At 72.9% G+C, this 19,665-nt stretch carries 22 protein-coding genes; 14 read left to right on the top strand and 8 right to left on the bottom strand.

The genetic code is table 11. From position 1 onward, the window contains the following. Positions 1-279: 279 nt before the first annotated feature. Entirely contained in the window at positions 280-2,073 is a 1,794-nt protein-coding gene (locus ACFVVX_RS07595; protein WP_387942465.1) for a bifunctional metallophosphatase/5'-nucleotidase, read from the top strand. 62 nt (positions 2,074-2,135) lie between these two features. Here the strand turns inward: ACFVVX_RS07595 and ACFVVX_RS07590 are convergent, their stop codons facing one another. The 5 genes from ACFVVX_RS07590 to ACFVVX_RS07570 all read right to left on the bottom strand — a co-directional run bounded on the left by ACFVVX_RS07590 (position 2,136) and on the right by ACFVVX_RS07570 (position 7,749). Next, complete coding sequence (locus ACFVVX_RS07590) at positions 2,136-3,653, bottom strand: sensor histidine kinase (RefSeq protein WP_387942463.1); 1,518 nt, start codon at positions 3,651-3,653, stop codon at positions 2,136-2,138. Next, on the bottom strand, positions 3,650-4,423 hold the full coding sequence (locus tag ACFVVX_RS07585; RefSeq protein ID WP_387942461.1) for a response regulator transcription factor: 774 nt from the start codon (positions 4,421-4,423) through the stop codon (positions 3,650-3,652). The genes ACFVVX_RS07590 and ACFVVX_RS07585 overlap by 4 nt, the downstream gene beginning before the upstream one ends. 96 nt (positions 4,424-4,519) lie before the next feature. After that, positions 4,520-5,701 (bottom strand): S1C family serine protease, encoded by a 1,182-nt coding sequence (locus ACFVVX_RS07580; protein ID WP_387942459.1) that lies wholly within the window; start codon positions 5,699-5,701, stop codon positions 4,520-4,522. 125 nt (positions 5,702-5,826) lie between these two features. After that, positions 5,827-6,888: a LacI family DNA-binding transcriptional regulator gene (locus ACFVVX_RS07575; RefSeq protein ID WP_387942457.1), complete on the bottom strand. Its 1,062-nt coding sequence runs from the start codon at positions 6,886-6,888 to the stop codon at positions 5,827-5,829. 123 nt (positions 6,889-7,011) lie between these two features. Continuing rightward, the gene (locus ACFVVX_RS07570; RefSeq protein WP_387942455.1) at positions 7,012-7,749 is read right to left on the bottom strand and encodes a response regulator transcription factor; all 738 of its coding nucleotides are present in this window, start codon (positions 7,747-7,749) and stop codon (positions 7,012-7,014) included. A 727-nt stretch (positions 7,750-8,476) separates the two neighbouring features. Between ACFVVX_RS07570 and ACFVVX_RS07565 the strand changes: the two genes are divergently transcribed. From ACFVVX_RS07565 to ACFVVX_RS07535, 7 genes are all read left to right on the top strand, one after another. Then, the gene (locus tag ACFVVX_RS07565) at positions 8,477-8,770 is read left to right on the top strand and encodes a MoaD/ThiS family protein (RefSeq protein ID WP_387942453.1); all 294 of its coding nucleotides are present in this window, start codon (positions 8,477-8,479) and stop codon (positions 8,768-8,770) included. Positions 8,771-8,775: 5 nt separating this feature from the next. Then, a complete protein-coding gene (locus tag ACFVVX_RS07560) occupies positions 8,776-10,125 on the top strand; it encodes a hypothetical protein (protein WP_387942451.1) in 1,350 nt (449 codons plus the stop codon). 145 nt (positions 10,126-10,270) lie between these two features. Continuing rightward, complete coding sequence (locus ACFVVX_RS07555; RefSeq protein WP_387942449.1) at positions 10,271-10,987, top strand: DUF2993 domain-containing protein; 717 nt, start codon at positions 10,271-10,273, stop codon at positions 10,985-10,987. A gap of 224 nt (positions 10,988-11,211) precedes the next feature. Further along, complete coding sequence (locus tag ACFVVX_RS07550; protein WP_353652343.1) at positions 11,212-11,292, top strand: Ms5788A family Cys-rich leader peptide; 81 nt, start codon at positions 11,212-11,214, stop codon at positions 11,290-11,292. A 222-nt stretch (positions 11,293-11,514) separates the two neighbouring features. Beyond that, on the top strand, positions 11,515-12,348 hold the full coding sequence (locus ACFVVX_RS07545; protein WP_387942447.1) for a sulfurtransferase: 834 nt from the start codon (positions 11,515-11,517) through the stop codon (positions 12,346-12,348). Positions 12,349-12,388: 40 nt separating this feature from the next. After that, a complete protein-coding gene (locus ACFVVX_RS07540; protein WP_093861460.1) occupies positions 12,389-12,679 on the top strand; it encodes a DUF1416 domain-containing protein in 291 nt (96 codons plus the stop codon). Positions 12,680-12,743: 64 nt separating this feature from the next. After that, positions 12,744-13,016, top strand: a complete 273-nt coding sequence (locus tag ACFVVX_RS07535; RefSeq protein ID WP_387942445.1) for a DUF3099 domain-containing protein — start codon at positions 12,744-12,746, stop codon at positions 13,014-13,016. Here ACFVVX_RS07535 and ACFVVX_RS07530 read toward each other — a convergent pair. Further along, positions 13,010-13,372, bottom strand: a complete 363-nt coding sequence (locus tag ACFVVX_RS07530; protein ID WP_387942443.1) for a DsrE family protein — start codon at positions 13,370-13,372, stop codon at positions 13,010-13,012. The genes ACFVVX_RS07535 and ACFVVX_RS07530 overlap by 7 nt on opposite strands. Before the next feature lie 292 nt (positions 13,373-13,664). On the opposite strand from ACFVVX_RS07530, the gene ACFVVX_RS07525 reads away from it, so the two are divergent. The 3 genes from ACFVVX_RS07525 (at position 13,665) to ACFVVX_RS07515 (ending at position 15,810) form a co-directional block, all read left to right on the top strand. Beyond that, positions 13,665-14,249: an FABP family protein gene (locus tag ACFVVX_RS07525; protein WP_387942441.1), complete on the top strand. Its 585-nt coding sequence runs from the start codon at positions 13,665-13,667 to the stop codon at positions 14,247-14,249. A 123-nt stretch (positions 14,250-14,372) separates the two neighbouring features. Beyond that, a complete protein-coding gene (locus ACFVVX_RS07520; protein ID WP_387942439.1) occupies positions 14,373-14,837 on the top strand; it encodes a Fur family transcriptional regulator in 465 nt (154 codons plus the stop codon). Between the two features lie 10 nt (positions 14,838-14,847). Further along, positions 14,848-15,810: a YgfZ/GcvT domain-containing protein gene (locus ACFVVX_RS07515; protein WP_387942437.1), complete on the top strand. Its 963-nt coding sequence runs from the start codon at positions 14,848-14,850 to the stop codon at positions 15,808-15,810. Positions 15,811-15,895: 85 nt separating this feature from the next. Here the strand turns inward: ACFVVX_RS07515 and dtd are convergent, their stop codons facing one another. Next, positions 15,896-16,336: a D-aminoacyl-tRNA deacylase gene (gene dtd, locus ACFVVX_RS07510; protein ID WP_387942435.1), complete on the bottom strand. Its 441-nt coding sequence runs from the start codon at positions 16,334-16,336 to the stop codon at positions 15,896-15,898. Between the two features lie 86 nt (positions 16,337-16,422). Then, positions 16,423-17,271: a helix-turn-helix transcriptional regulator gene (locus tag ACFVVX_RS07505; protein WP_387942433.1), complete on the bottom strand. Its 849-nt coding sequence runs from the start codon at positions 17,269-17,271 to the stop codon at positions 16,423-16,425. A 140-nt stretch (positions 17,272-17,411) separates the two neighbouring features. Here ACFVVX_RS07505 and ACFVVX_RS07500 point away from each other — a divergent pair, with 140 nt between their 5' ends. From ACFVVX_RS07500 to ACFVVX_RS07490, 3 genes are all read left to right on the top strand, one after another. Then, positions 17,412-18,191, top strand: coding sequence for an NAD(P)H-dependent oxidoreductase (locus tag ACFVVX_RS07500; protein WP_387942431.1), 780 nt, complete (start codon positions 17,412-17,414; stop codon positions 18,189-18,191). A gap of 524 nt (positions 18,192-18,715) precedes the next feature. Then, complete coding sequence (locus ACFVVX_RS07495; RefSeq protein WP_387942429.1) at positions 18,716-19,339, top strand: ABC transporter substrate-binding protein; 624 nt, start codon at positions 18,716-18,718, stop codon at positions 19,337-19,339. A gap of 102 nt (positions 19,340-19,441) precedes the next feature. Continuing rightward, positions 19,442-19,657 (top strand): dodecin, encoded by a 216-nt coding sequence (locus ACFVVX_RS07490; RefSeq protein WP_387942427.1) that lies wholly within the window; start codon positions 19,442-19,444, stop codon positions 19,655-19,657. The last annotated feature ends 8 nt before the right edge of the window (positions 19,658-19,665 follow it).

Below are 19,665 nucleotides of genomic sequence, written 5' to 3'. Positions count from 1 at the left end.
GCCCTGGTGGGGCGTGGTGTGGCCTTCATGGTTCCCCCCGATGTCCCCCCGAACGGGTGATCGTCCGGTGATTTCATCCTTGCAGATGTTTTGAACGCGTTCAACTTGCCGCAATGTCGAGAGATGGACGGATCGTCAGCTGCCGGAAACCCTCTTGTTACGTACGGGACCCTGACAGCTACGCGCGTTGACCCTAGGCTGCACGGGTCACTCATGACAGCTGCCAGCGCCCGCCGGTCGACCACAGCCCGGGCGCTCTAGGGGTAGGGGACCCTCAGAATGTTCACCGTCAGATCCCGACGTGCGGGCCTGGCCGCAGTCGCCGCCGCCGGGCTGCTCGGCTCGGTGGCCGTGCCGACCGCGGCCCAGGCCGCGGATGCCAACCGCCACAAGACCGTCAACCTCCAGCTGCTGGCGATCAACGACTTCCACGGCAACCTGGAGCCCCCGGCCGGTTCGTCCGGCACCATCCGGGAGATCGACCCGGCGACCGGCCAGGTGGTCTCCACCCCGGCCGGCGGTATCGAGTACCTGGCCACCGCGCTGCGCCAGGCCCGGATCCCGGCCGACGACTCGATCACCGTCGCGGCCGGTGACATCGTCGGCGCCAGCCCGCTGACCTCGGCGCTCTTCCACGACGAGCCGACCATCGAGGCGATGGACAAGCTCGGCCTGGACGTCACGGCCGTCGGCAACCACGAGTTCGACGAGGGCGCCAAGGAGCTCACCCGCCTCCAGGAGGGCGGCTGCCACCCGGTGGACGGCTGCTACGAGGAGGGGCGCAAGTTCAAGGGCGCCAACTTCAACTACCTCGCCGCCAACGTCACCTACGAGAAGACCGGCAAGCCCGTCCTGGCCCCGTACTGGGTGACCAAGTCGCAGGGCGTGAAGGTCGGCTTCATCGGCGCGACCCTGGAGGGCACGCCGAACATCGTGACCGCCGAGGGCGTCAAGGGCCTGAAGTTCGGCAACGAGGTCGCCACGATCAACAAGTACGCGGCCGAGCTGAAGAAGCAGGGCGTGAACTCGATCGTCGCCCTGATCCACGAGGGCGGGCTGCCGGCCAGCAGCACCTACAACTACGACTGCGGCGCCGCCGGCCAGGGCATCTCCGGCCCGATCGTCGACATCGCGAAGAACCTGGACCCGGCGATCGGCGCCATCGTCACCGGCCACACCCACAACGCGTACGCCTGCAGCATCCCCGACCCGCAGGGCGTGCCGCGTTCGGTGACCAGCGCGGCCTCCTTCGGCCGGCTCTACACCGAGATCGACCTGAAGCTCGACAAGACCACCGGCAGCATCGTGCGCCCCTCGGTCAAGGCCGAGAACCACGTCGTGCGCCGCACGGTCGAGAAGGCCCCGGACATGACGGCGCTGATCGACCGCTACTCCAAGCTGGCCGCCCCGATCGCCAACCGTCCGCTCGGCTTCATCGCCTCGGACATCAACGGCCGTGGCAACAGCGACCTGGAGAAGCCGCTCGGTGACGTGATCGCCGACGCCCAGCTGGAGGGCCTGGCGCCCGCCGACAAGGGCGGCGCGCAGATCGCCTTCATGAACCCCGGCGGCATCCGCTCGGACCTGGTCTACAAGGCCAGCGGCGCCGAGGGCGACGGCGTGGTGACCTACGGCGAGGCGTTCACCGTCCAGCCGTTCACCAACATGATGCAGGTCAAGACGCTGACCGGCGCCCAGCTGGTCCAGCTGCTCCAGCAGCAGGTGAGCGGCTCCAACGCGGCCTCGCCGAAGGTCCTGCAGTCCTCCAAGGGCCTGACCTACACCCTGGACATGCGCAAGGCCGGTGCGGACCGCGTTCTGGTGGACTCGATCCGGCTGAACGGCGCGCCGGTCGACCCGGCCGCCAAGTACCGCGTCGCGGCCAACGAGTTCCTGGCCGGCGGCGGCGACGGCTTCCCGGCGTTCGCGGCCGGCACCGACAAGCTGGTCGGCGCCTCCGACCTGGACGTCTTCGCCACCTACCTGGGTGCCCACAGCTCGGCCGCCGCGCCGCTGAAGGCCCCCGCGCAGGATCGCATCAAGGTCCTCGGCCCGGGCAGCGACCTCGACTGACCGAGAGCCGGAACGGAACGGGCGGGGCGCTGTCGGGGCGCCCCGCCCGTTCCGTTTCCCCGCTACGCCGGGGACGGTCCGCCCGGCAGCCGCACGGTGGCCTGGGTGCCCGGTCCGCCGTCCCGGGCCGGGCCGAGCGAGACCTCGCCGCCGGCCTCCCGGACGCTCTGCGCCACGATCGACAGGCCGAGCCCGGAGCCGGGGAGCTGGCGGGAGGACGGGGAGCGCCAGAACCGGTCGAAGACGTAGGGGAGTTCGTCCGAGGGGATGCCCGGACCGTGGTCGCGGACGGTCAGCACACCCTGCCGGAGGCGGACGTCGATGGCCCCGCCGGGCGGGCTGTACTTGACGGCGTTGTCCAGCAGGTTGATCACGGCGCGTTCGAGGGCGGCCGCGTCGCCGTGGACGAACCAGGGCTCGACGGCGGTCTCGAAGACCAGTCCCGGGCCGCGCAGCTTCGCCCGGGCCACCGCCCGGTCGGCGAGCTCGTGCAGCGCGACGACGGCGAGGATCCGCTCCGGTCGGGGGGTGTCGGGGCGGGAGAGCTGGAGCAGGTCGCCGATCAGGACGGTCAGCTCCTGCATCTGCGCCTTCATGTTGCCGAGCAGTTTGGTCTTGGTCGCCGGGGGCAGCGGGCGGCCGGTGTCGTCGCTGCGGATCAGCAGGTCGACGTTGGTGCGCAGCGAGGTGAGCGGGGTGCGGAGCTCGTGCCCGGCGTCGGCGATCAGACGGGTCTGGCGGTCCCGGGAGTTGGCGAGCGCGGTGGACATGGAGTTGAACGAGGCGGAGAGCCGGGCGATCTCGTCGTCGCCGTGTACGGGGATGGTGGTGCCGACCTCCTCGGTGCGGGCGATGTGCTCGACGACGTCGGTGAGCTGGTCGACGGGCCTGAGCGCGGAGCGGGCGACCAGCCGGCCGGCGAGTCCGGCGAGGATGATGCCGCCGAGGGCCACGCCGCCGAGGATCAGGGCGAGCCGGTTGAGGGACTCCTCCGTGGCCTTGGTCGGCGAGGCGACCATGATGAGCACGGAGGAGTGGTTGGAGGCGCGGGCGAGCGAGATCTTGACCATGGCCGGCTCACCGTTGGTGAAGCGGCCGTCGCGGATGATCGACTGGTTCGGTCGGAGCGCGAGCGCCCGGACGTCGTCCGCCTGGATGGTGATGGCCTTGGTGGCAGTGGCCGGCAGGGTGACGCAGGCCGGGTCGGTCCAGACGAACTGGGTGTCCCGGGACGCGGGACCACCGCCTGGAGGCTCGGACAGCGCGCCTGCCGCCTGGTTCTCCTGGACGGACTTCAGGGCGGCCTCCGGCGTCGTGTCGCACGGGAGTTGGATGGGCCGCGGTGCCACGCGGGGAGGCGGGACGTTCTCCAGGTCGTGCTGTACCTGTCCGTAAAGCTGCTTCTCGACGAGGAACCAGCAGGCCACGGCCGACAGCGCGATCGCCACCGCGACCGCCGCCGCCGTCAGGAACGTCAGCCGGCTGCGCAGGGACTGCGCCCGGTACCAGTGGGCGAGCCGCCGACGGCGGGGGGCCCGGGGCGGGACCAGCGGGGGCGGCGCGGCGGCGGTGTCGCTCACGCGGGGGTGCCGGCGGCCGGGCGGAGGGCGTAGCCGACGCCGCGGACGGTCTGGATGATCCGCGGCATGCCGCCCTGCTCGGTCTTGCGGCGCAGGTACATCACGTACACGTCCAGGGAGTTGGAGGACGGCTCGAAGTCGAAGCCCCAGACCGCCTTGAGGATCTGCTCGCGGGTGAGGACCTGGCGGGGGTGCGAGAGGAACATCTCCAGCAGCATGAACTCGGTGCGGGTCAGCTCGACCGGCTTGCCGGCCCGGGTGACCTCGCGGGTGGCGGTGTTCATCCGCAGGTCGGCGAAGGCCAGCACCTCGCTGTCGTCCTCGACCGCGGCGGCCCGGGCGGCGGCCTCGGTGGCGAGGGCGTTGCGGCGGAGCAGGGCGCGGACCCGGGCCAGCAGTTCGTCGAGCTCGAAGGGCTTGGCGAGGTAGTCGTCCGCGCCGACGTCCAGGCCGGTGACCCGGTCGCCGACCGCGTCGCGGGCGGTGAGCATCAGGACCGGGACGGTGTCGCCGCGCGAGCGCATCCGGCGGACGGCGGTGAGGCCGTCCATCCGGGGCATCATGATGTCGAGCAGGACGAGGTCGGGCCTGTCGCGTTCGACGGACTCCAGTGCCTCGTAGCCGTCGGTGGCGGTGGCGACCTCGTAGCCCTCGAAGGCGAGGCTGCTCTCCAGGGCGTCCCGGAGGGCGGGTTCGTCGTCGACCACGAGGAGCCGGGCGGTGGCCTGCCCGTGCTCGGCGGAGGTGCGGTCGTCGGCGGACGGGATCATGGGCGGTTGCCCTTTCTCGGTCGTCGGAGGGCCTGTGGAGGGGGGTCTGCGGAGGAGCGCCTGTGGGAGGAGCACCTGCTCGGAGTAATTGTCCGTCTAGATGTTCTGGCCGGCCTGCAGCTCGGGCAGCACCTGCTTGATGTCGTCGATCGGGATGGCGAACCCGAGGCCGACGCTGCCGGCGCTGCTGCTGTCGGCCGTGGAGCTGGAGCCGGCCGCCGAGTACATCGCCGAGTTGATGCCGATGACCTGGCCGCTCGCGTTGATCAGCGGGCCGCCGGAGTTGCCGGGGTTGAGCGCGGCGTCGGTCTGGAAGGCCTTGTAGGTGGTGGTGTCGCCGCTGTTCTGCGGGGTGTTGCCGCGCAGGCCGGGCAGGTTGGGGAAGCCGAAGCCGCCGTTGCCGCTGGTGCTGCCCTCGTCGAGCTGGACGGTGACCTCGCGGTTCTCGGCGCTGATGATGCCCGAGGTGACGGTGCCGGTGAGGCCCTCGGGGTTGCCGATGGCGACGACCGGGTCGCCGACCGAGACGGCGGAGGAGTCGCCGAGGGTGGCGGGGGTGAGGTCGCCGCGGCCGCTCGCGGTGATCACGGCGGCGTCCAGGGCCTTGTCGGTGCCGGTGACGGTGGCCTTGGCGGTGGAGCCGTCCTGGAAGGTGACGGAGAGCTGTCCGCCGGCGGCCGCGCCGGAGACCACGTGGTAGTTGGTGAGGATCTGCCCGCTCCTGGTGAGCACCACGCCGGTGCCGGTGGCGGTGCCGCTCGCGCTCTTCACGGTGATCTGGACGACGCTCGGCGAGACCGCCGAGGCGATCGCGGCCACGTCGGCGCTGCCGTCGGAGCGGGCCGAGATCGGGCTGGCGACGGTGGTGGTCCGGCTGCCGGAGCCGTGCTGTTCGGCGGCGACGACCCCGCCGGTCACCCCGCCGAGGACGGCGGCGACCGCCGCGACGGCGGTGACCAGGCCGAGCCGGCCACGCAGCAGCCCGCGGCGGCCGCGGCCGCCGCGGTGGCCGCCGTGCGGGGCCGGTCCGCCGGCCTCGGGCGGTACCGGCGGTGCGGGGGGCATCGGGGGAGCCGCGGCCGGGGGAGGGGGCGGGCCGTCGAAGCCGCCGCCGGAGTGGTCCTCGCGGTGGCTGTGGGCGGCGGGGCCGCTCTCGACGACGGTGCCCTCGATCACCCGGTCCCGGTGCGGGTGGGCACCCGGGGGCGGGTAGCCGCCGGGGAGGCCGTCCTGGTGGTGCCGGTCGTCCTGGTCGCCGCGCTGCTGCTGATCGCTCATGCCGACCAACGTCCGCCCGGCGGATGAGGATCCGATGAGAGCGGGCTCAGAACGGGGAGAGAAGCCCGTTGACTTCTCATAAAGCCTGGTCAGGCGGCCTGTCGGCGGCCCGGGGGCGGAGTGGGTTATTCCGCTTCGGTGCCGGCCTCCGGCTGCGGTCCGGAGCAGCCGCAGGAACGGCGGATGACCAGGCGGGACGGGAACTTCCGGACCCGCTCGGTGTCCGAGCCCGGCACCATCAGCGAGTCGTCCAGGACCAGGTCCACGGCGGCCCGGGCCATCGCGTCGCGGTCGGAGGCGACGGTGGTCAGCGGCGGGTCGGCGAGCGCGGCCTCGGGCACGTCGTCGAAGCCTGCCACCGCGAGGTCGTCGGGGACCCGCAGGCCGAGCTCGCGGGCGGCCCGCAGGACGCCGATCGCCTGGTCGTCGGTGGAGCAGAAGATCGCCGGCGGGCGGTCCGCCGAGCCGAGCAGGCCGAGGGCGACCTCGTAGGCGCCGTAGCGGTGGAACGGGGCGTCGATCAGGTGCGGCTCGGCGGGCAGGCCGTGGGCGTCCATGGCGCGCTGCCAGCCCTCGACGTGGTCGATCACCGGGTCGCCGGGGGCGGGGGACTCGACCGGGCCGCCGAAGCAGGCCACGTACGGGTGCCCGTGCACCTCCAGCAGGTGGCGCACGACCGCCTCGGCGCCGCCCACGTCGTCGGTGACCACCGCGACGTCGTCGATCGCCTCGGGCCGGCGGTGCAGCAGCACCACCTTGGCGCCCTCCATCGCGGCGAACTCCTCGGCGGCCCGCTGCGAGGGGCCCTGGCTGACCAGGATCAGGCCGGAGACCCGCATGCCGAGGAAGGCGCGGACGTAGTGCACCTCGCGGTCGTCCACGTAGTCGGAGTTGCCGATCAGCACGAGCTTGCCGCGCTCGGAGGCGGCTCGTTCCACGGCGTGCGCCATCTCGGCGAAGAACGGCTGGCGGGCGTCGGGGACGACCATGCCGATCAGGTTGGTGCGGCGGGAGGCCATCGCCTGGGCGACGCTGTTCGGCCGGTAGCCGAGCTGCTCGATCGCCGCGAGGACCTTCTCCTTGGTCGCGGGCGCGACCGGGCGCGGCCCGTTGTTGATGACGTAGCTGACGACCGCGGTCGAGGTACCAGCCAGCCGGGCTACATCGTCGCGCGTCACTTTGGCCACGAGGGGAGTCTACGCGTGTGGCGTTCGGCCGGGCAGTGGGACGTGGCTACCGCCCGGTAGGGCACGGGGAGCGGCCGGGCGAATGCGGATAAGCCGGGCGGGGCCCGCCCGCCCGGCCTCCGGTCACCCCTCGCGGGCGGCCGGCGCGGAGGAGCGCTGGCCGAGGTCGGGCCGCTCGCCCTTGTCCGGCTTCTCCGGGACGACGAAGCGGTAGCCGACGTTGCGCACGGTGCCGATCAGCTGCTCGTGCTCGACGCCGAGCTTGGCCCGCAGGCGCCGGACGTGGACGTCCACCGTCCGGGTGCCGCCGAAGTAGTCGTAGCCCCAGACCTCCTGGAGCAGCTGCGCCCGGGTGAAGACCCGGCCGGGGTGCTGCGCGAGGTACTTGAGCAGCTCGAACTCCTTGAAGGTGAGGTCGAGCACCCGGCCCTTGATCTTGGCGGAGTAGGTGGCCTCGTCGACCGAGAGGTCGCCGTTGCGGATCTCCATCGGGCTGTCGTCGGTGACCACCTGGAGCCGGCCCAGCGCCAGCCGCAGCCGGGCCTCGACCTCGGCCGGGCCGGCGGTGTCCAGCAGGACGTCGTCGACGCCCCACTCGGCGGTGACGGCGGCCAGGCCGCCCTCGGTGACCACCAGGATCAGCGGGCTGCCGATGCCGGTGGAGCGCAGCAGCTGGCAGAGGCTGCGGATCTGCGGCAGGTCGCGCCGGCCGTCGACCAGGATGACGTCGGCGCTGGGGGTGTCGACCAGGGCCGAACCCTCGGCCGGTGCCACCCGGACGGAGTGCAGCAGCAGGCCGAGGGCCGGCAGCACCTCAGCGGAGGGCTGCAGCGCGTTGGTGAGGAGGAGCAGAGAACTCATACCCGGTAGTCCCCTTTCCGGGTCGTCGCGGTCGCTGTACGGCTGCCGCCACAGCCGGCTGGCGCACGTTTGAGGAGGTGTCGCGCGCGGCGCGCCCCGGGAGGGGCGGCGGCGGGCGGCGAGGGTGGGGGAAAGACGGTGGGCGCCAGGCCCGCACCGGGGGATTCGCCGGCGTGCACGGCAGAACCGGGGGCGTGCCGGAGGTCCCGCAACCCCTGATGCACCGTTTCTGCCCTGCTCATCCCGTGAACCCTCCGGTCTGTCCCGCGTCGGGCGGCGGCCCGGCGCCGGGTTTCGACACCCCGCCTGGTCCGGGCACTCCGTTGTGCCGGGAAATGGCGGGGCGGTCCCTGCTCCGCGCCGGGGGTGGGCCGACGAATCGCAAGGACGTCCGTACTGGCGTCCTGAAAGCACAAAAGGACCCGGGGGCGACTCTGCCCGGATCCCTTAGGCGTCGAGGATAGCCGACCTGCTCCCGCACCGGGAGGGCTCGAATGCGGCGCATCGGCCATTCCGGGCGCCGACCGGGTGAGCCTGGCCACAGCTCCGGCCGCGCGCCGGCACCGCTCCGGCCAGGGCGGTTGCCGGTCGGGGCGGCCGACCCGCCATCATGGGACGCACATCGGCGCCACCGTGCGCATACACCTTTCGAGTGATTGTGTGGCGGCTCCGATGTGGACCCGGACCGGGTACCGGGACCGGGCGACGACGAGGAGAAGGGGTTGCCATGGGTGCGACCACCGAGCCGGCGGACGCCGCGCGGGTGAGCGGGACGATCCGCTACTGGGCGGCGGCCAAGTCCGAGGCCGGACTGGCCGAGGAGCCGTACGAGGCCGCGACCCTGGCGGAGGCGCTGGCGGCGGCCAGGCAGCGGCACGCCGACCGGCCGAAGCTCGTCCGGTTGCTCGGGCACTGCTCGTACCTGGTGGACGGCTCCCCCGTCGGCGGCCGCGACCACACGACCGTCGCCCTCAGCCAGGGCGGCACGGTCGAGGTCCTCCCGCCGTTCGCGGGAGGGTGAGCGCCGTGACCGACATGAGTGACGCGAACGACGGTTTCGGCGGACACCGGCCGGCCCCGGCCGACCCGCAGGGCGCGGGCCAGGGCGGCTGGCCGAACCCCCAGCAGCACCTGCAGCAGCAGTCCCAGCAGCCTCAGCATCCGCAGTACCCGCAGCAGGGACCGGCGCAGCCGCAGCACCCGTACGCCCCGCAGCAGGCCCCCGCGCCGGCGCAGTCGTACCCGCAGCAGGGGTACGGCGCGCAGCCCTACGCCCCCGGGGCGGGTCGGCCGCCGGCCGCCGGAGACCCCTACGGCCACCAGGGCCACGAGCCGTACGGGCGGCCGCCCGCGGGTGACGCGCCGACCGCGCTGATCCCCCCGGTGCCGTCGGCCGCCGACGACGCCCCGACGGCGCTGATCCCCCCGGTGGCGGCCGCGGCCCCCGCGCCGGCTCCGGCCCCCGCGCCCGTTTTCGACCCGCCGACCATGACGCTCAAGCGCCCGACGCTCCCGGTCCCGCCGGGTGCCCCCGCCGTGCCGCCCGGCTCCGGCCGCCGCCGCGCCCCGGGCCCGGCACCGCACGCTCCGGCACAACACGCTCCGGCACCGCACGTTCCGGTGCAGCCCTCGCCCGCGCAGTCCGCCCCGGCGGCGCCGCCCGCCCGGACCGGCTCGCCGATCATCGACCCGGGTCTGCAGCCCGCCCTGATCACGGCGGGCGCGGCCGCGCTGCTGGCCGGCGGCGCGGCGCTCGGCCAGGTGGCACTGGCCCTGGTGGTCGTGCTGCTCCAGGGGCTGACCGCGGCCGGCTGGTTCCGGCTGAACGGCATGTGGCCGGCCCGGCAGGGCATCGCCCTCGCCGCACTGGTCGGCCTGACCGCGGACGCGGCGGTACTGCTGGCCGACTCCGACGGCGGTGCGGCGGCCGTGGTCGGCACCCTCGGCGGGTTCTTCCTGCTGGTCCTGGTGCTGCAGACGTTCCGCCCCTCGGACCCGAAGGAGCGGTTCTACGCGCTCACGGTGCTCGGCTCCGCCTCGGTGGTGACGGTGCTCTGCACCGCGCTGCTGCTGGCCGACTGGGTGCCGGCGGCGGTCGGCGCGGTCGCGCTGGCCACCGTCCTGGCCGCGGCGCCGCTGCCGGGGCCGAAGCAGCTGGGCCCGGTGCTCGGCCTGGTCGCGGCCGTGGTCCTCGGCCTGGCCGTGGGCGCGCCGCCGGCGCTGGGCGTGCTGGCGGGCCTCGGCGCGCTGGTCGGCCGCCGGGTGGCCGGGTACGACTTCCCGTCCCGGTTCGTGCACATGACGGCGGGCGTCGCGCTGCCGCTGGCGGTGGCCTCGCCGCTGATCTGGATCGCCACCCGCCTGCTGGCCGGCTGACCCCGGCACGCCGCACCGGCCTCCCGCCCCGGAACCATGCTCCGGGGCGGGACGTCGTACGGTCGTGCGACAGCGGCCGTACGCGGGCGGGCCGGACCAGAGCCGGGGCGTCCACGACGGCGACGGGCGACGACGGGGGAGAGCGATGCGCGGTTGGGTGAAGGCGACGATCGGGTTGGTGGTGCTCTCCGGCCTCCTGGTGGGGGCCGACCGGATCGCCGTGGGCCTGGCCGAGGACGAGGTCGCCGACCAGCTGGTGAAGAGCGGCCGGATGAGCCAGCGCCCGGACGTGTCGATCGGCGACTTCCCGTTCCTCACCGACCTGGTCTCGATGAAGGTCGACGACCTGAGAATCTCCGCCGACGGGCTGACCGTCGGCGACGGCAGCCGCCAGGTGGCGCTGCACTCCTTCCGGGCGAAGCTGTCCGGGGTCGCGGTGAGCGACAGCATGAAGAGCGCCAAGGTGGCCAAGGGCAGCGGCAGCGGCCTGATCTCGTACGCGGACCTCGCCCAGTTGCTGCCGCCGGCGTCCCAGATGATGCCCGGCGCGGGCCGGCTCCCGGTGGGCGCCGGCACCCGGCTGAGCCTGTCGTACGGCGGACCGGGCAAGATCAAGGCGTCGCTGGGCCCGCTCGCGGTCGGCGAGGGGTCGGTGCACAGCCAGGGCAACACCGTCACGGCGGACGGTTTCCAGCTCACCGGGGTGGCCGCGATGGTGGCCGGCCTGGCCAACCAGAAGATCGAGCCGGTGAGTTTCACCCTGGACCGGCTCCCGGCCGGGCTCCAGCTGTCCGGCGTGACGCCGCAGGAGGACGGTCTCCAGCTGGCCTTCCAGGGCGACGGCGTCACCCTGATCGGCTGATCCGGCGGCCCGCGTTCCCGTTCCGCTCCGCGAGACGCGCTGTCCAGCGCCGTCCGCGGAGCGGTGTCGTTTCCGGCCCGGGGCGGCGCCGCGCGGGCCCCCGTCGGGCCGCCGGCTGAATCCGGGCGGCCGCAAAAGAGCCAAATCTCGGTATTCGAGCTATCTGGTCTCACTATTCGATACGCTAATGACAGCAGGTGCCCGGTGTCCCTAGCATCGTCGGCATGAAGCGACAGACGGACCTCACGAAGCGGCGGGCGGTAGACCTGTGCCGCGTGTCCGCCTGTCTGTGTCGAATGCGCTAACTCGGCGTTTTTGCGGGGCAGTTCACTCCCGCCGCCGATTTTCCCGGTGACCTGGCCCGGTAGTTGACGCCGGTCGCCGCCATCGCACACCGCAGACCATCGCTCGGTACCATGCGCTCCTCCTGTCCGTCCCAGTATTCGGACAGGGATTCGGACCGGCCACCGGCCGAGCAGCCAGCAGCAGCACCTTCCGCAAACCGCCCCCGGATGGAGAACATCACCATGAGCCGCAGCGACGTCCTGGTCGACGCCGACTGGGTCCAGGCCCACCTGGACGACCCGAAGGTCGTCATCGTCGAGGTCGACGAGGACACCTCCGCCTACGAGAAGAACCACATCCGCAACGCCGTCCGGATCGACTGGAAGAGTGACCTCCAGGACCCGGTCCGCCGCGACTTCATCGACCAGGCCGGCTTCGAGGCGCTGCTCAGCGCCAAGGGGATCGCCAACGACCAGATCGTGGTGCTCTACGGCGGCAACAACAACTGGTTCGCCTCGTACGCCTACTGGTACTTCAAGCTGTACGGCCACGGCGACGTCCGCCTGCTGGACGGCGGCCGCAAGAAGTGGGAGCTGGACTCCCGCGACCTGGTCGCCGAGGTGCCGGTCCGCACCGCGACCGAGTACAAGGCGCAGGCCGTCGACTCCTCGATCCGCGCCTTCCGCGACGACGTGGTCGCCGCCATCGGCAGCCTGAACCTGGTCGACGTCCGCTCGCCCGACGAGTTCTCCGGCAAGCTGCTCGCCCCGGCCCACCTCCCGCAGGAGCAGTCGCAGCGCCCCGGCCACGTGCCGAGCGCCCGCAACATCCCGTGGGCCAAGAACGCCAACGACGACGGCACCTTCAAGAGCGACGACGAGCTCAAGGCCCTGTACGAGGCCGAGGGCATCGACCTGGCGAAGGACACCATCGCGTACTGCCGCATCGGCGAGCGCTCCGCGCTCACCTGGTTCGTGCTGCACGAGCTGCTCGGCCAGGAGAACGTGAAGAACTACGACGGTTCGTGGACCGAGTACGGCAGCCTGGTGGGCGTGCCGATCGAGCTCGGCAACTGAGCCACCGGCTCGATCCGTAAGTCAGAAGGGAAGACACACTATGTGCGGTGCGAAGGCCGGCGGCCCGGACCTGGCAGGAGTTGACGTGGCGAACGAGACGATCATCCAGGGTTCCGTGACCCGCGACGGAGAGCCGGTCAACGGCTATGTCCGTCTGCTCGACGAGGGCGGCGAGTTCACGGCCGAGGTGCCCACCTCGGCGACCGGACAGTTCCGGTTCTTCGCCCGTCCGGGCAAGTGGACGCTGCGCGCGCTCGTCCCGGGCCAGACCGTGGACCGCCAGGTCGTCGCCTCCCAGGGCAACCTGACCGAGGTCGCGATCGCCGTCTGATCCACGCTGTGGACACATCCGAGGGCCCCTGCCGCGCAGGGGCCCTCGGGCATACCGTGGAGAGGTGCAGGCACGCCGGCGGCATCGCTACTACTTCGCCATGATGGGCGTCTGCATCGGCCTGTTCGTGCTCGCCTGGGGCGTGGTGCGGTTCTGGTCCGTCCCGGCGGCCGTCGGGCTCTGCCTGTTCGCGATGGTCATCCCCCCGGCCGCCGCGGTCTTCGCCAACAAGCGGGACCCGGAGGACGACTGGTGGAACGACCCGCGCTGGGACGACCCGAAGTGGGACGAGCCCGGCCACGACCGGGACCGCCCCGACGGCGGCCGGCCTCAGTAGACGAGCGCCTGCACGCCGTCCGCCATGATCTCGCTGACGAAGACCTGGGCGCCCGCGATGCGGACACCCTCGACGGTGTCCTGCTGTTCGATCCCGCGCCGCGCCGCGCACTGGGTGCAGAGGGTGACGGTGCCGGCCGCCAGGATCGACTCCAGCAGATCCGGCAGCGGCGCCGCGTGCGGCAGCTCGAACTCCGCGGCGCGCCCGGGCAGCGCGAACCAGGACGACTCCCCGGTCAGCCAGAGCGAGACCTCGACCCCGCTGGCGACGGCGACCGCCGCCACCGTGAACGCCTGCGAGCACCGCTCCGGCGCGTCGGCTCCGGCAGTGACCTTGATGACCAGTTTCTTCGACATGGCGCCAACCCTAGAGCCCTGGATCCCGGGAAAACCCCGACGTGGTGGGGCTCACCGAGACCCGTCGACCCCCGGCGGATAGAGTGAGCGACAGCAAAATCCACCACACTGTCGCCGCCCTGGGAGCCCCCCGTGTCCGGTCTGGAAATCTTCTTCGACGGTCTGCTGGCCCTCATGGCCGTGCTGATCACCTGGTTCGCCATCTTCTCGGTGATGAAGCTGTACCAGGGCCAGCGCTGAGCAGCTGCCGTACGGTTGAAGCTGCCCCACACCGACGACAGCAACCAGGAACATGATCGAGATCCCTTCTGACCTCCACAAGGACGTCGTCCCGCTCGCCTTCCTCCTCGGTACCTGGGAGGGCGCGGGCGTTTACGACTTCCCCGGCACGGAGAAGTGCAACTTCGGCCAGGAGATCGTCATCCGGCACGACGGCCGGCCCTTCCTGGAGTTCCGCTCCCGCACCTGGGTGCTGGACAACGAGGGCGAGAAGGTCCGCCCGCTGGAGAACGAGCACGCCTTCTGGCGCATCACCAGCAACCAGCACGGCACCAGCGGTGCGCGCGGGATCGAGATCTCCTCCGTCCGTGACGACGGCACCGTGGAGATCTGGTACGGCGAGCTGGCCGACGGCAAGCCGCAGATCGAGGTCTCCACCGACGCGGTGGCCCGGATCGAGGGTTCGCCGGAGTACTCGGGCGGCAAGCGCCTCTTCGGTTTCGTCAACGAGGAGCTGCTCTGGGTCGGCGAGAAGTCCGCGCCGAACGTGCCGCTGCGCCCGTACATGTCCGCGCAGCTCAAGAAGGTGCTCAGCCCCGCCCAGCTGATCAAGGACATCAACGACCTGCCGGACGACGGCATCGCGTTTTTCCGCTGAGCACAGCCTTCCGCTGAGCACAGCCCTGCGCTGAGCACGGCTCATCACGCATGAGGTAGGGACCGGCCGCGGGTCGGTCCCTACACTTGCCTCAGGACCCCCGACCTTGGCAGGGACAGCACCGTGGCGGACACCGGCACCACCGACTGGCAGCTCTCCGGCGACTGGAAGGCCGACCTGCGCGAGCGCGGGTACCGCCTCACGCCCCAGCGGCAGCTCGTCCTGGAGGCCGTCGACGTGCTCGACCACGCCACCCCGGACGACATCCTCTGCCACGTCCGGCAGACCGCCAGCGGCGTCAACATCTCCACCGTCTACCGGACCCTGGAGCTGTTGGAGGAGCTGGGCCTGGTCTCGCACGCGCACCTGGGGCACGGCGCCCCGACGTACCACCTGGCCGGGCGCCACCACCACCTGCACCTGGTCTGCCGGGACTGCGAGAAGGTCACCGAGACCAGTACCGAGATCGCCCAGCCGCTGATCGACAGCCTGCGCGAGAAGCACGGGTTCGACACCGACCTCAAGCATTTCGCCATCTTCGGCCGCTGTGCCGACTGCGCCGCCAAGCACGCCGGGGACCGGTCGTAAGCTGGCCGGTATGAAGAGCCCGCTGCTTGCCCTGCCCGGTGCCGTCCCCGCCGAGGGAACCGACGAGGGCGTGGCCGCCCACTACGGTGACATCTTCCGCGAGCAGCGGAGCCTCTCGCAGGGCACGGGCTTCGTGGACCTCTCGCACCGGGGCGTGGTCACCGTCACCGGCGAGGACCGGCTGAGCTGGCTGCACCTCCTGCTCACCCAGCACGTCAGCGCCCTTCCGGCGCAGCAGGCCACCGAGGCGCTGGTGCTCTCCGCGAACGGGCACGTCGAGCACGCCCTGTACCTGGTCGACGACGGCACCACCACCTGGGCGCACGTCGAGCCGGGGACCGCGCCGGAGCTGGTCGGGTACCTGGAGCGGATGAAGTTCTTCTACCGGGTGGAGGTCGCGGACGCGACCGCCGACTACGCGGTGGTCCACCTGCCGGCCGGCTCCACCGCCCCGGCGGACGGCGCGGCGGCGGTGCGCGAGCTGTCGTACGGGCGGGACCTCTTCCTGCCGCGCGCCGAGCTGGAGGCGCTGACCAAGGGGTACGGTCCGGCGGCCGGCGTCTGGGCGTACGAGGCGCTGCGGATCGAGGGCCACCGGCCGCGGCTGGGCTTCGAGACCGACCACCGGACCATCCCGCACGAGGTGGACTGGCTGGGCACCGCCGTCCACCTGCAGAAGGGCTGCTACCGGGGGCAGGAGACGGTCGCCCGGGTGCACAACCTGGGGCGGCCGCCGCGCCGGCTGGTCTTCCTGCACCTGGACGGCACCGAGGAGATGCTGCCCCCGCACGGGACGGAGGTGCGGCTCGCCTCGGACCCGGACGGGCGGGCGCTGGGCTTCGTGACCTCCTCGGCGCGCCACCACGAGCTGGGGCCGATCGCGATGGCGATCGTCAAGCGCAACGTCCCGGTGGACGCCGTGCTGCTGGCCGGGCGGGTGCCGGGGACCCAGGACGTGATCGTCCCGCAGTAGGGCCGCCCCCGTGGGAGCGCCGCTCGGACCTCGACGGGTACGTCGGGCCCGGACCGGGACGGCTGAGATCCGGACCCGGGACGGCTCAGACCTCGACGAGGACGGTGAACGGGCCGTCGTTCACCAGTGCCACCTGCATGTCGGCGCCGAACCGGCCGGTCTCCACCTTGGCGCCGAGCTCCCGCAGCCGGGCGACCACCTCGTCCACCAGCGGCTCGGCGACCGGGCCGGGCGCGGCCGCGTTCCAGGTCGGGCGCCGGCCCTTGCGGGCGTCCCCGTAGAGGGTGAACTGGCTGATCACCAGCAGCGGTGCGGCCAGGTCGGAGCAGGACTGCTCGACCCCGTTCGCGTCGGCCTCCAGCAGCCGCAGCGTCCAGAGCTTGCGGGCCAGTTGGGCCGCCTTGGCGGGGGTGTCCTCGTGGGTCACGCCGACCAGGACGCAGAGCCCGGGCCCCTCGATCGCGCCGACGGTCTCGCCGGCCACCGTCACCCTGGCCTCGGTCACTCGCTGCACCACTGCTCGCATGCGGCCATTGTGCCGGAGCCGGGGTACCGCCCCCGGACGGCCCCCGGACGGTCGCGGAGCGCGGCCGGGCTACTCGCTGACCCGGCCTACTCGCTGACCCGGGCGTCCACCGCGGGCCGGGCGTCGCCGCTGTCCGCGCCCAGGCCCGCGAGCAGCCGCAGCCCGTCCTCGGCGGGGCTGCCGGGGGCCGCGGACAGCACCAGCAGCTCCATGCCCGGTTCGTCCGGGAGCGCGAAGTTCTCCTGGTGGAGTTCCAGCAGTCCGACCAGCGGGTGCCGGTACGCCTTGCGTCCGTGGGCGCGGGCGCGCACGTCCGCGCGGGCCCAGAGGCGGCGGAAGCGCTCGCTGCCCATCGCCAGCTCGCCGACGAGCGAGGCCAGCCGGGGGTCCTCGGGGTACTTTCCGGCGGCCAGGCGCAGGTGCCCGACCACGTCGAGGGTGCACGTCTCCCAGTCCGCGTAGAGGCCGAGCTCGGACTCCTCCAGGAAGAGGTGCCGGGCGATGTTCAGGCCCGGGATCGGCCGGCCGTAGAGGAGTCCGGCGAGGCGGTTCCCGGCGAGCACGTCCAGGCGGTGGTCCATGATCAGCGCGGGGGCGTCGGGGACCAGGCCGAGGACCCGCAGCAGCTCCGGCCGGACCCGCCCGCCCGGGGCCTTGGCGCGGCGGCGGCGCTGCCGGGCGAGCCGGTGGAGGTGCCCGCGCTCGGTCTCGTCGAGGCCGAGGACGCGGGCGAGCACGTCGAGGACCTGCTCGGAGGGCTGGGTCGCGCGGCCCTGCTCCAGGCGTACGTAGTAGTCGACGCTGACCCCGGACAGGTGCGCGACCTCCTCGCGGCGCAGCCCGGCGACCCGGCGGCGGCTGTCGACGGGGATGCCGACGGTGGCCGGGTCGACCCGGGAGCGCCGGGTCCGCAGGAAACCCGCGAGATCGTCCATGCCCCCAAGTATGGCCTCGGGTACGGCCCGTGAAGGTGGCCCTGCCAGTACCAGGAAGTCCGGTCCTACGGAAGCGGCGCCCCTGAACGCGGGGCGCCGCGGTGCCCAGAATCGGAGGCACCGAGCCGAAGGAGTCCCCCATGAAGACGCTGATCGTCCACGCCCACCCGGAGCCGCAGTCGCTCAACAGCTCGCTGAAGGACCTCGCGGTGTCCACCCTGGAGGCCGCCGGGCACGAGGTGCGGGTGAGCGACCTGTACGCGATGAACTGGAAGGCGGTCGTGGACGCCGGGGACTACGGCCCCCAGGCATCGAGCCCGCTGCGGGTCGCCCGGGACTCGGGCCGGGCCTTCGAGGCCGGGACGCTCACCCCGGACGTCCGCGCCGAGCAGGAGAAGCTGCTGTGGGCCGACACGATCATCTTCCAGTTCCCGATGTGGTGGTACTCGATGCCCGCGATCCTCAAGGGCTGGGTGGACCGGGTCTTCAGCTACGGCTTCGCGTACGGCGTCGGCGAGCACAGTGACACCAGGTACGGCGACCGCTTCGGCGAAGGCACCCTCGCGGGCCGCAGGGCCCTGCTGTCGGTGACCGTGGGCGGTCCGGAGTCGCACTACGCCGCTCGCGGGATCAACGGCCCCATCGACGACCTGCTGTTCCCGATCCACCACGGCATCCTCTACTACCCGGGTATCGAGCCGCTGCCGCCGTTCGTGCTGCACGGCACCGACCGGATGACCGACGAGGACTACGCCCTCGTCGCCAAGGCCTGGGAGCAGCGCCTGCTCACCCTGGAGTCGACCGAGCCGATCCCGTTCCGGCGGCAGAACTTCGGTGACTACGAGATCCCCTCGCTGCACCTGAAGGAGGGTCTGGAGCCCGCGGGCCGCACGGGGTTCGGGCTGCACGTGCGGGGCTGACCACCGACCGCGGCGTCCTCGCGGTCCCGTGGCCCGCGGGGACCGGCCGGCCGGGTCGCTCCCTTGGCGCCGACCGCTGTCCCCCGAGGCCGGAGAGGCCCCCTCGGGGGCGTGCGAAAGCTTGGCGAGCGCTGGGTGGCGTGCGCCTGCGCTGCCGCTGGCGCCGCTCTTGCTGCGGAAAGCCCTGGTCATATCAGCCACCCCCGTTCGCCAGGGGGCCGTTCGGGTGCACGGGCGGTGCACGGGCGCCGGGCGGGGTGGCACGCTGGGGCCAGGCACCCGCCGGACCGCTGCGCCGGGGCCGGGTCGGCCGGGCGGTCGAGCCGGTAGGTCAGGCGTTCTGGCGGTGTCGCCCCGGCGGGTGGCATCGGTGCGGGGCGGGAACCCTCAGGGGGTGCCCGGGCGTGCACCAGGCGGTACGCGCGACGGCAGGCCGGAGACGGACCGGACAACGCGGCAGGCGACGGGGTGCCGCGAGCGGGCGGGATCGGGCGGGATTCGGGACAACGGCAGGTGGTTGGTTGATGGACGCGAGCAGCGCGGCGCAGGACCGGTCCGGGCGGGCGCCCGGGATCCCGGAGCCGGCGGGGGGCCCCTCCTGTGCGGTGGCGGGCGGCGGAGGCGAGCCCGATCTGGGGCGGCTGGGTCTGGACCAGCTGCGGACCCTGCGCCGGGACACCCTGGAGCAGGAGGCCGACCTGTCCTACCTCCGGCGGCTGCTGCACGGGCGGATGGACATCCTGCGGGCCGAGTTGGACCGGCGCCCCGACGGTGGCGCGGTGCTGGCGGCGGCCGGGGCGGAGGGACCGGGGGCGGCGCTGCTGGACCGGCTGCCGGCCATCCTCACCGACGCACCGTCCTCTGTCCGGCTCTCCGCCCGGCACGTCACGCTCGGGCCGCCGCGCGGCCAGCAGTCCCAGGTGGAGGCGGACACCCTGATGGGCGACGTCCAGCTGGCCGACCTCGCCGCGCACCCCGCCGAGGAGCTGCTGGCCGCGCTGGAGCGGCTGCGCGCGCACGAGCGCGAGGTCTCCGGGCGCCGGCAGCGGCTGCAGCGGACCGCGGACGGCTGCAGCGCCGAGATCACCCGGCGGTACCGCGACGGGGAGGCGCGGGTCGACGACCTGCTCGCGGGCGGGCCGCTCTGACCGGGCGGGCCGGGCCGGCCCGGTCGGCGGCGGCCGGGGTGCGGGCGGCCCGCGGGCGGTGCACGGTGGACCGGGGGCCGTCGCACAGCTGAGGAGTCCGCCATGAGCGAGCACGTGTACCGGGTCACCGAGATCGTCGGGTCCTCCACCGAGAGCATCGACGCCGCGATCCGCAACGGGGTCGAGCGGGCCTCCCGGACCTTGCGCAACCTCGACTGGTTCGAGGTGACGCAGGTCCGGGGCCACCTCGCGGACGGCCGGATCGAGCACTACCAGGTCGGCCTCAAGATCGGCTTCCGGCTGGACGACGAGGGCTGACCGGCCCT

Origin of the sequence: Kitasatospora sp. NPDC058170, assembly GCF_042883905.1 — a bacterium.
Classification (GTDB): Bacteria; Actinomycetota; Actinomycetes; order Streptomycetales; family Streptomycetaceae; genus Kitasatospora.
This window is presented reverse-complemented; position numbering and strand designations above follow the sequence as displayed.

Coding starts and splice junctions, on each gene's coding strand:
- ACFVVX_RS07595 (WP_387942465.1), top strand. CDS start 280: ATGTTCACCGTCAGATCCCGACGTGCGGGCCTGGCCGCAGTCGCCGCC.
- ACFVVX_RS07585 (WP_387942461.1), bottom strand. CDS start 4,423: ATGATCCCGTCCGCCGACGACCGCACCTCCGCCGAGCACGGGCAGGCC.
- ACFVVX_RS07580 (WP_387942459.1), bottom strand. CDS start 5,701: ATGAGCGATCAGCAGCAGCGCGGCGACCAGGACGACCGGCACCACCAG.
- ACFVVX_RS07570 (WP_387942455.1), bottom strand. CDS start 7,749: ATGAGTTCTCTGCTCCTCCTCACCAACGCGCTGCAGCCCTCCGCTGAG.
- ACFVVX_RS07565 (WP_387942453.1), top strand. CDS start 8,477: ATGGGTGCGACCACCGAGCCGGCGGACGCCGCGCGGGTGAGCGGGACG.
- ACFVVX_RS07555 (WP_387942449.1), top strand. CDS start 10,271: ATGCGCGGTTGGGTGAAGGCGACGATCGGGTTGGTGGTGCTCTCCGGC.
- ACFVVX_RS07550 (WP_353652343.1), top strand. CDS start 11,212: ATGAAGCGACAGACGGACCTCACGAAGCGGCGGGCGGTAGACCTGTGC.
- ACFVVX_RS07545 (WP_387942447.1), top strand. CDS start 11,515: ATGAGCCGCAGCGACGTCCTGGTCGACGCCGACTGGGTCCAGGCCCAC.
- ACFVVX_RS07540 (WP_093861460.1), top strand. CDS start 12,389: ATGTGCGGTGCGAAGGCCGGCGGCCCGGACCTGGCAGGAGTTGACGTG.
- ACFVVX_RS07530 (WP_387942443.1), bottom strand. CDS start 13,372: ATGTCGAAGAAACTGGTCATCAAGGTCACTGCCGGAGCCGACGCGCCG.
- ACFVVX_RS07525 (WP_387942441.1), top strand. CDS start 13,665: ATGATCGAGATCCCTTCTGACCTCCACAAGGACGTCGTCCCGCTCGCC.
- ACFVVX_RS07515 (WP_387942437.1), top strand. CDS start 14,848: ATGAAGAGCCCGCTGCTTGCCCTGCCCGGTGCCGTCCCCGCCGAGGGA.
- dtd (WP_387942435.1), bottom strand. CDS start 16,336: ATGCGAGCAGTGGTGCAGCGAGTGACCGAGGCCAGGGTGACGGTGGCC.
- ACFVVX_RS07505 (WP_387942433.1), bottom strand. CDS start 17,271: ATGGACGATCTCGCGGGTTTCCTGCGGACCCGGCGCTCCCGGGTCGAC.
- ACFVVX_RS07500 (WP_387942431.1), top strand. CDS start 17,412: ATGAAGACGCTGATCGTCCACGCCCACCCGGAGCCGCAGTCGCTCAAC.
- ACFVVX_RS07495 (WP_387942429.1), top strand. CDS start 18,716: ATGGACGCGAGCAGCGCGGCGCAGGACCGGTCCGGGCGGGCGCCCGGG.
- ACFVVX_RS07490 (WP_387942427.1), top strand. CDS start 19,442: ATGAGCGAGCACGTGTACCGGGTCACCGAGATCGTCGGGTCCTCCACC.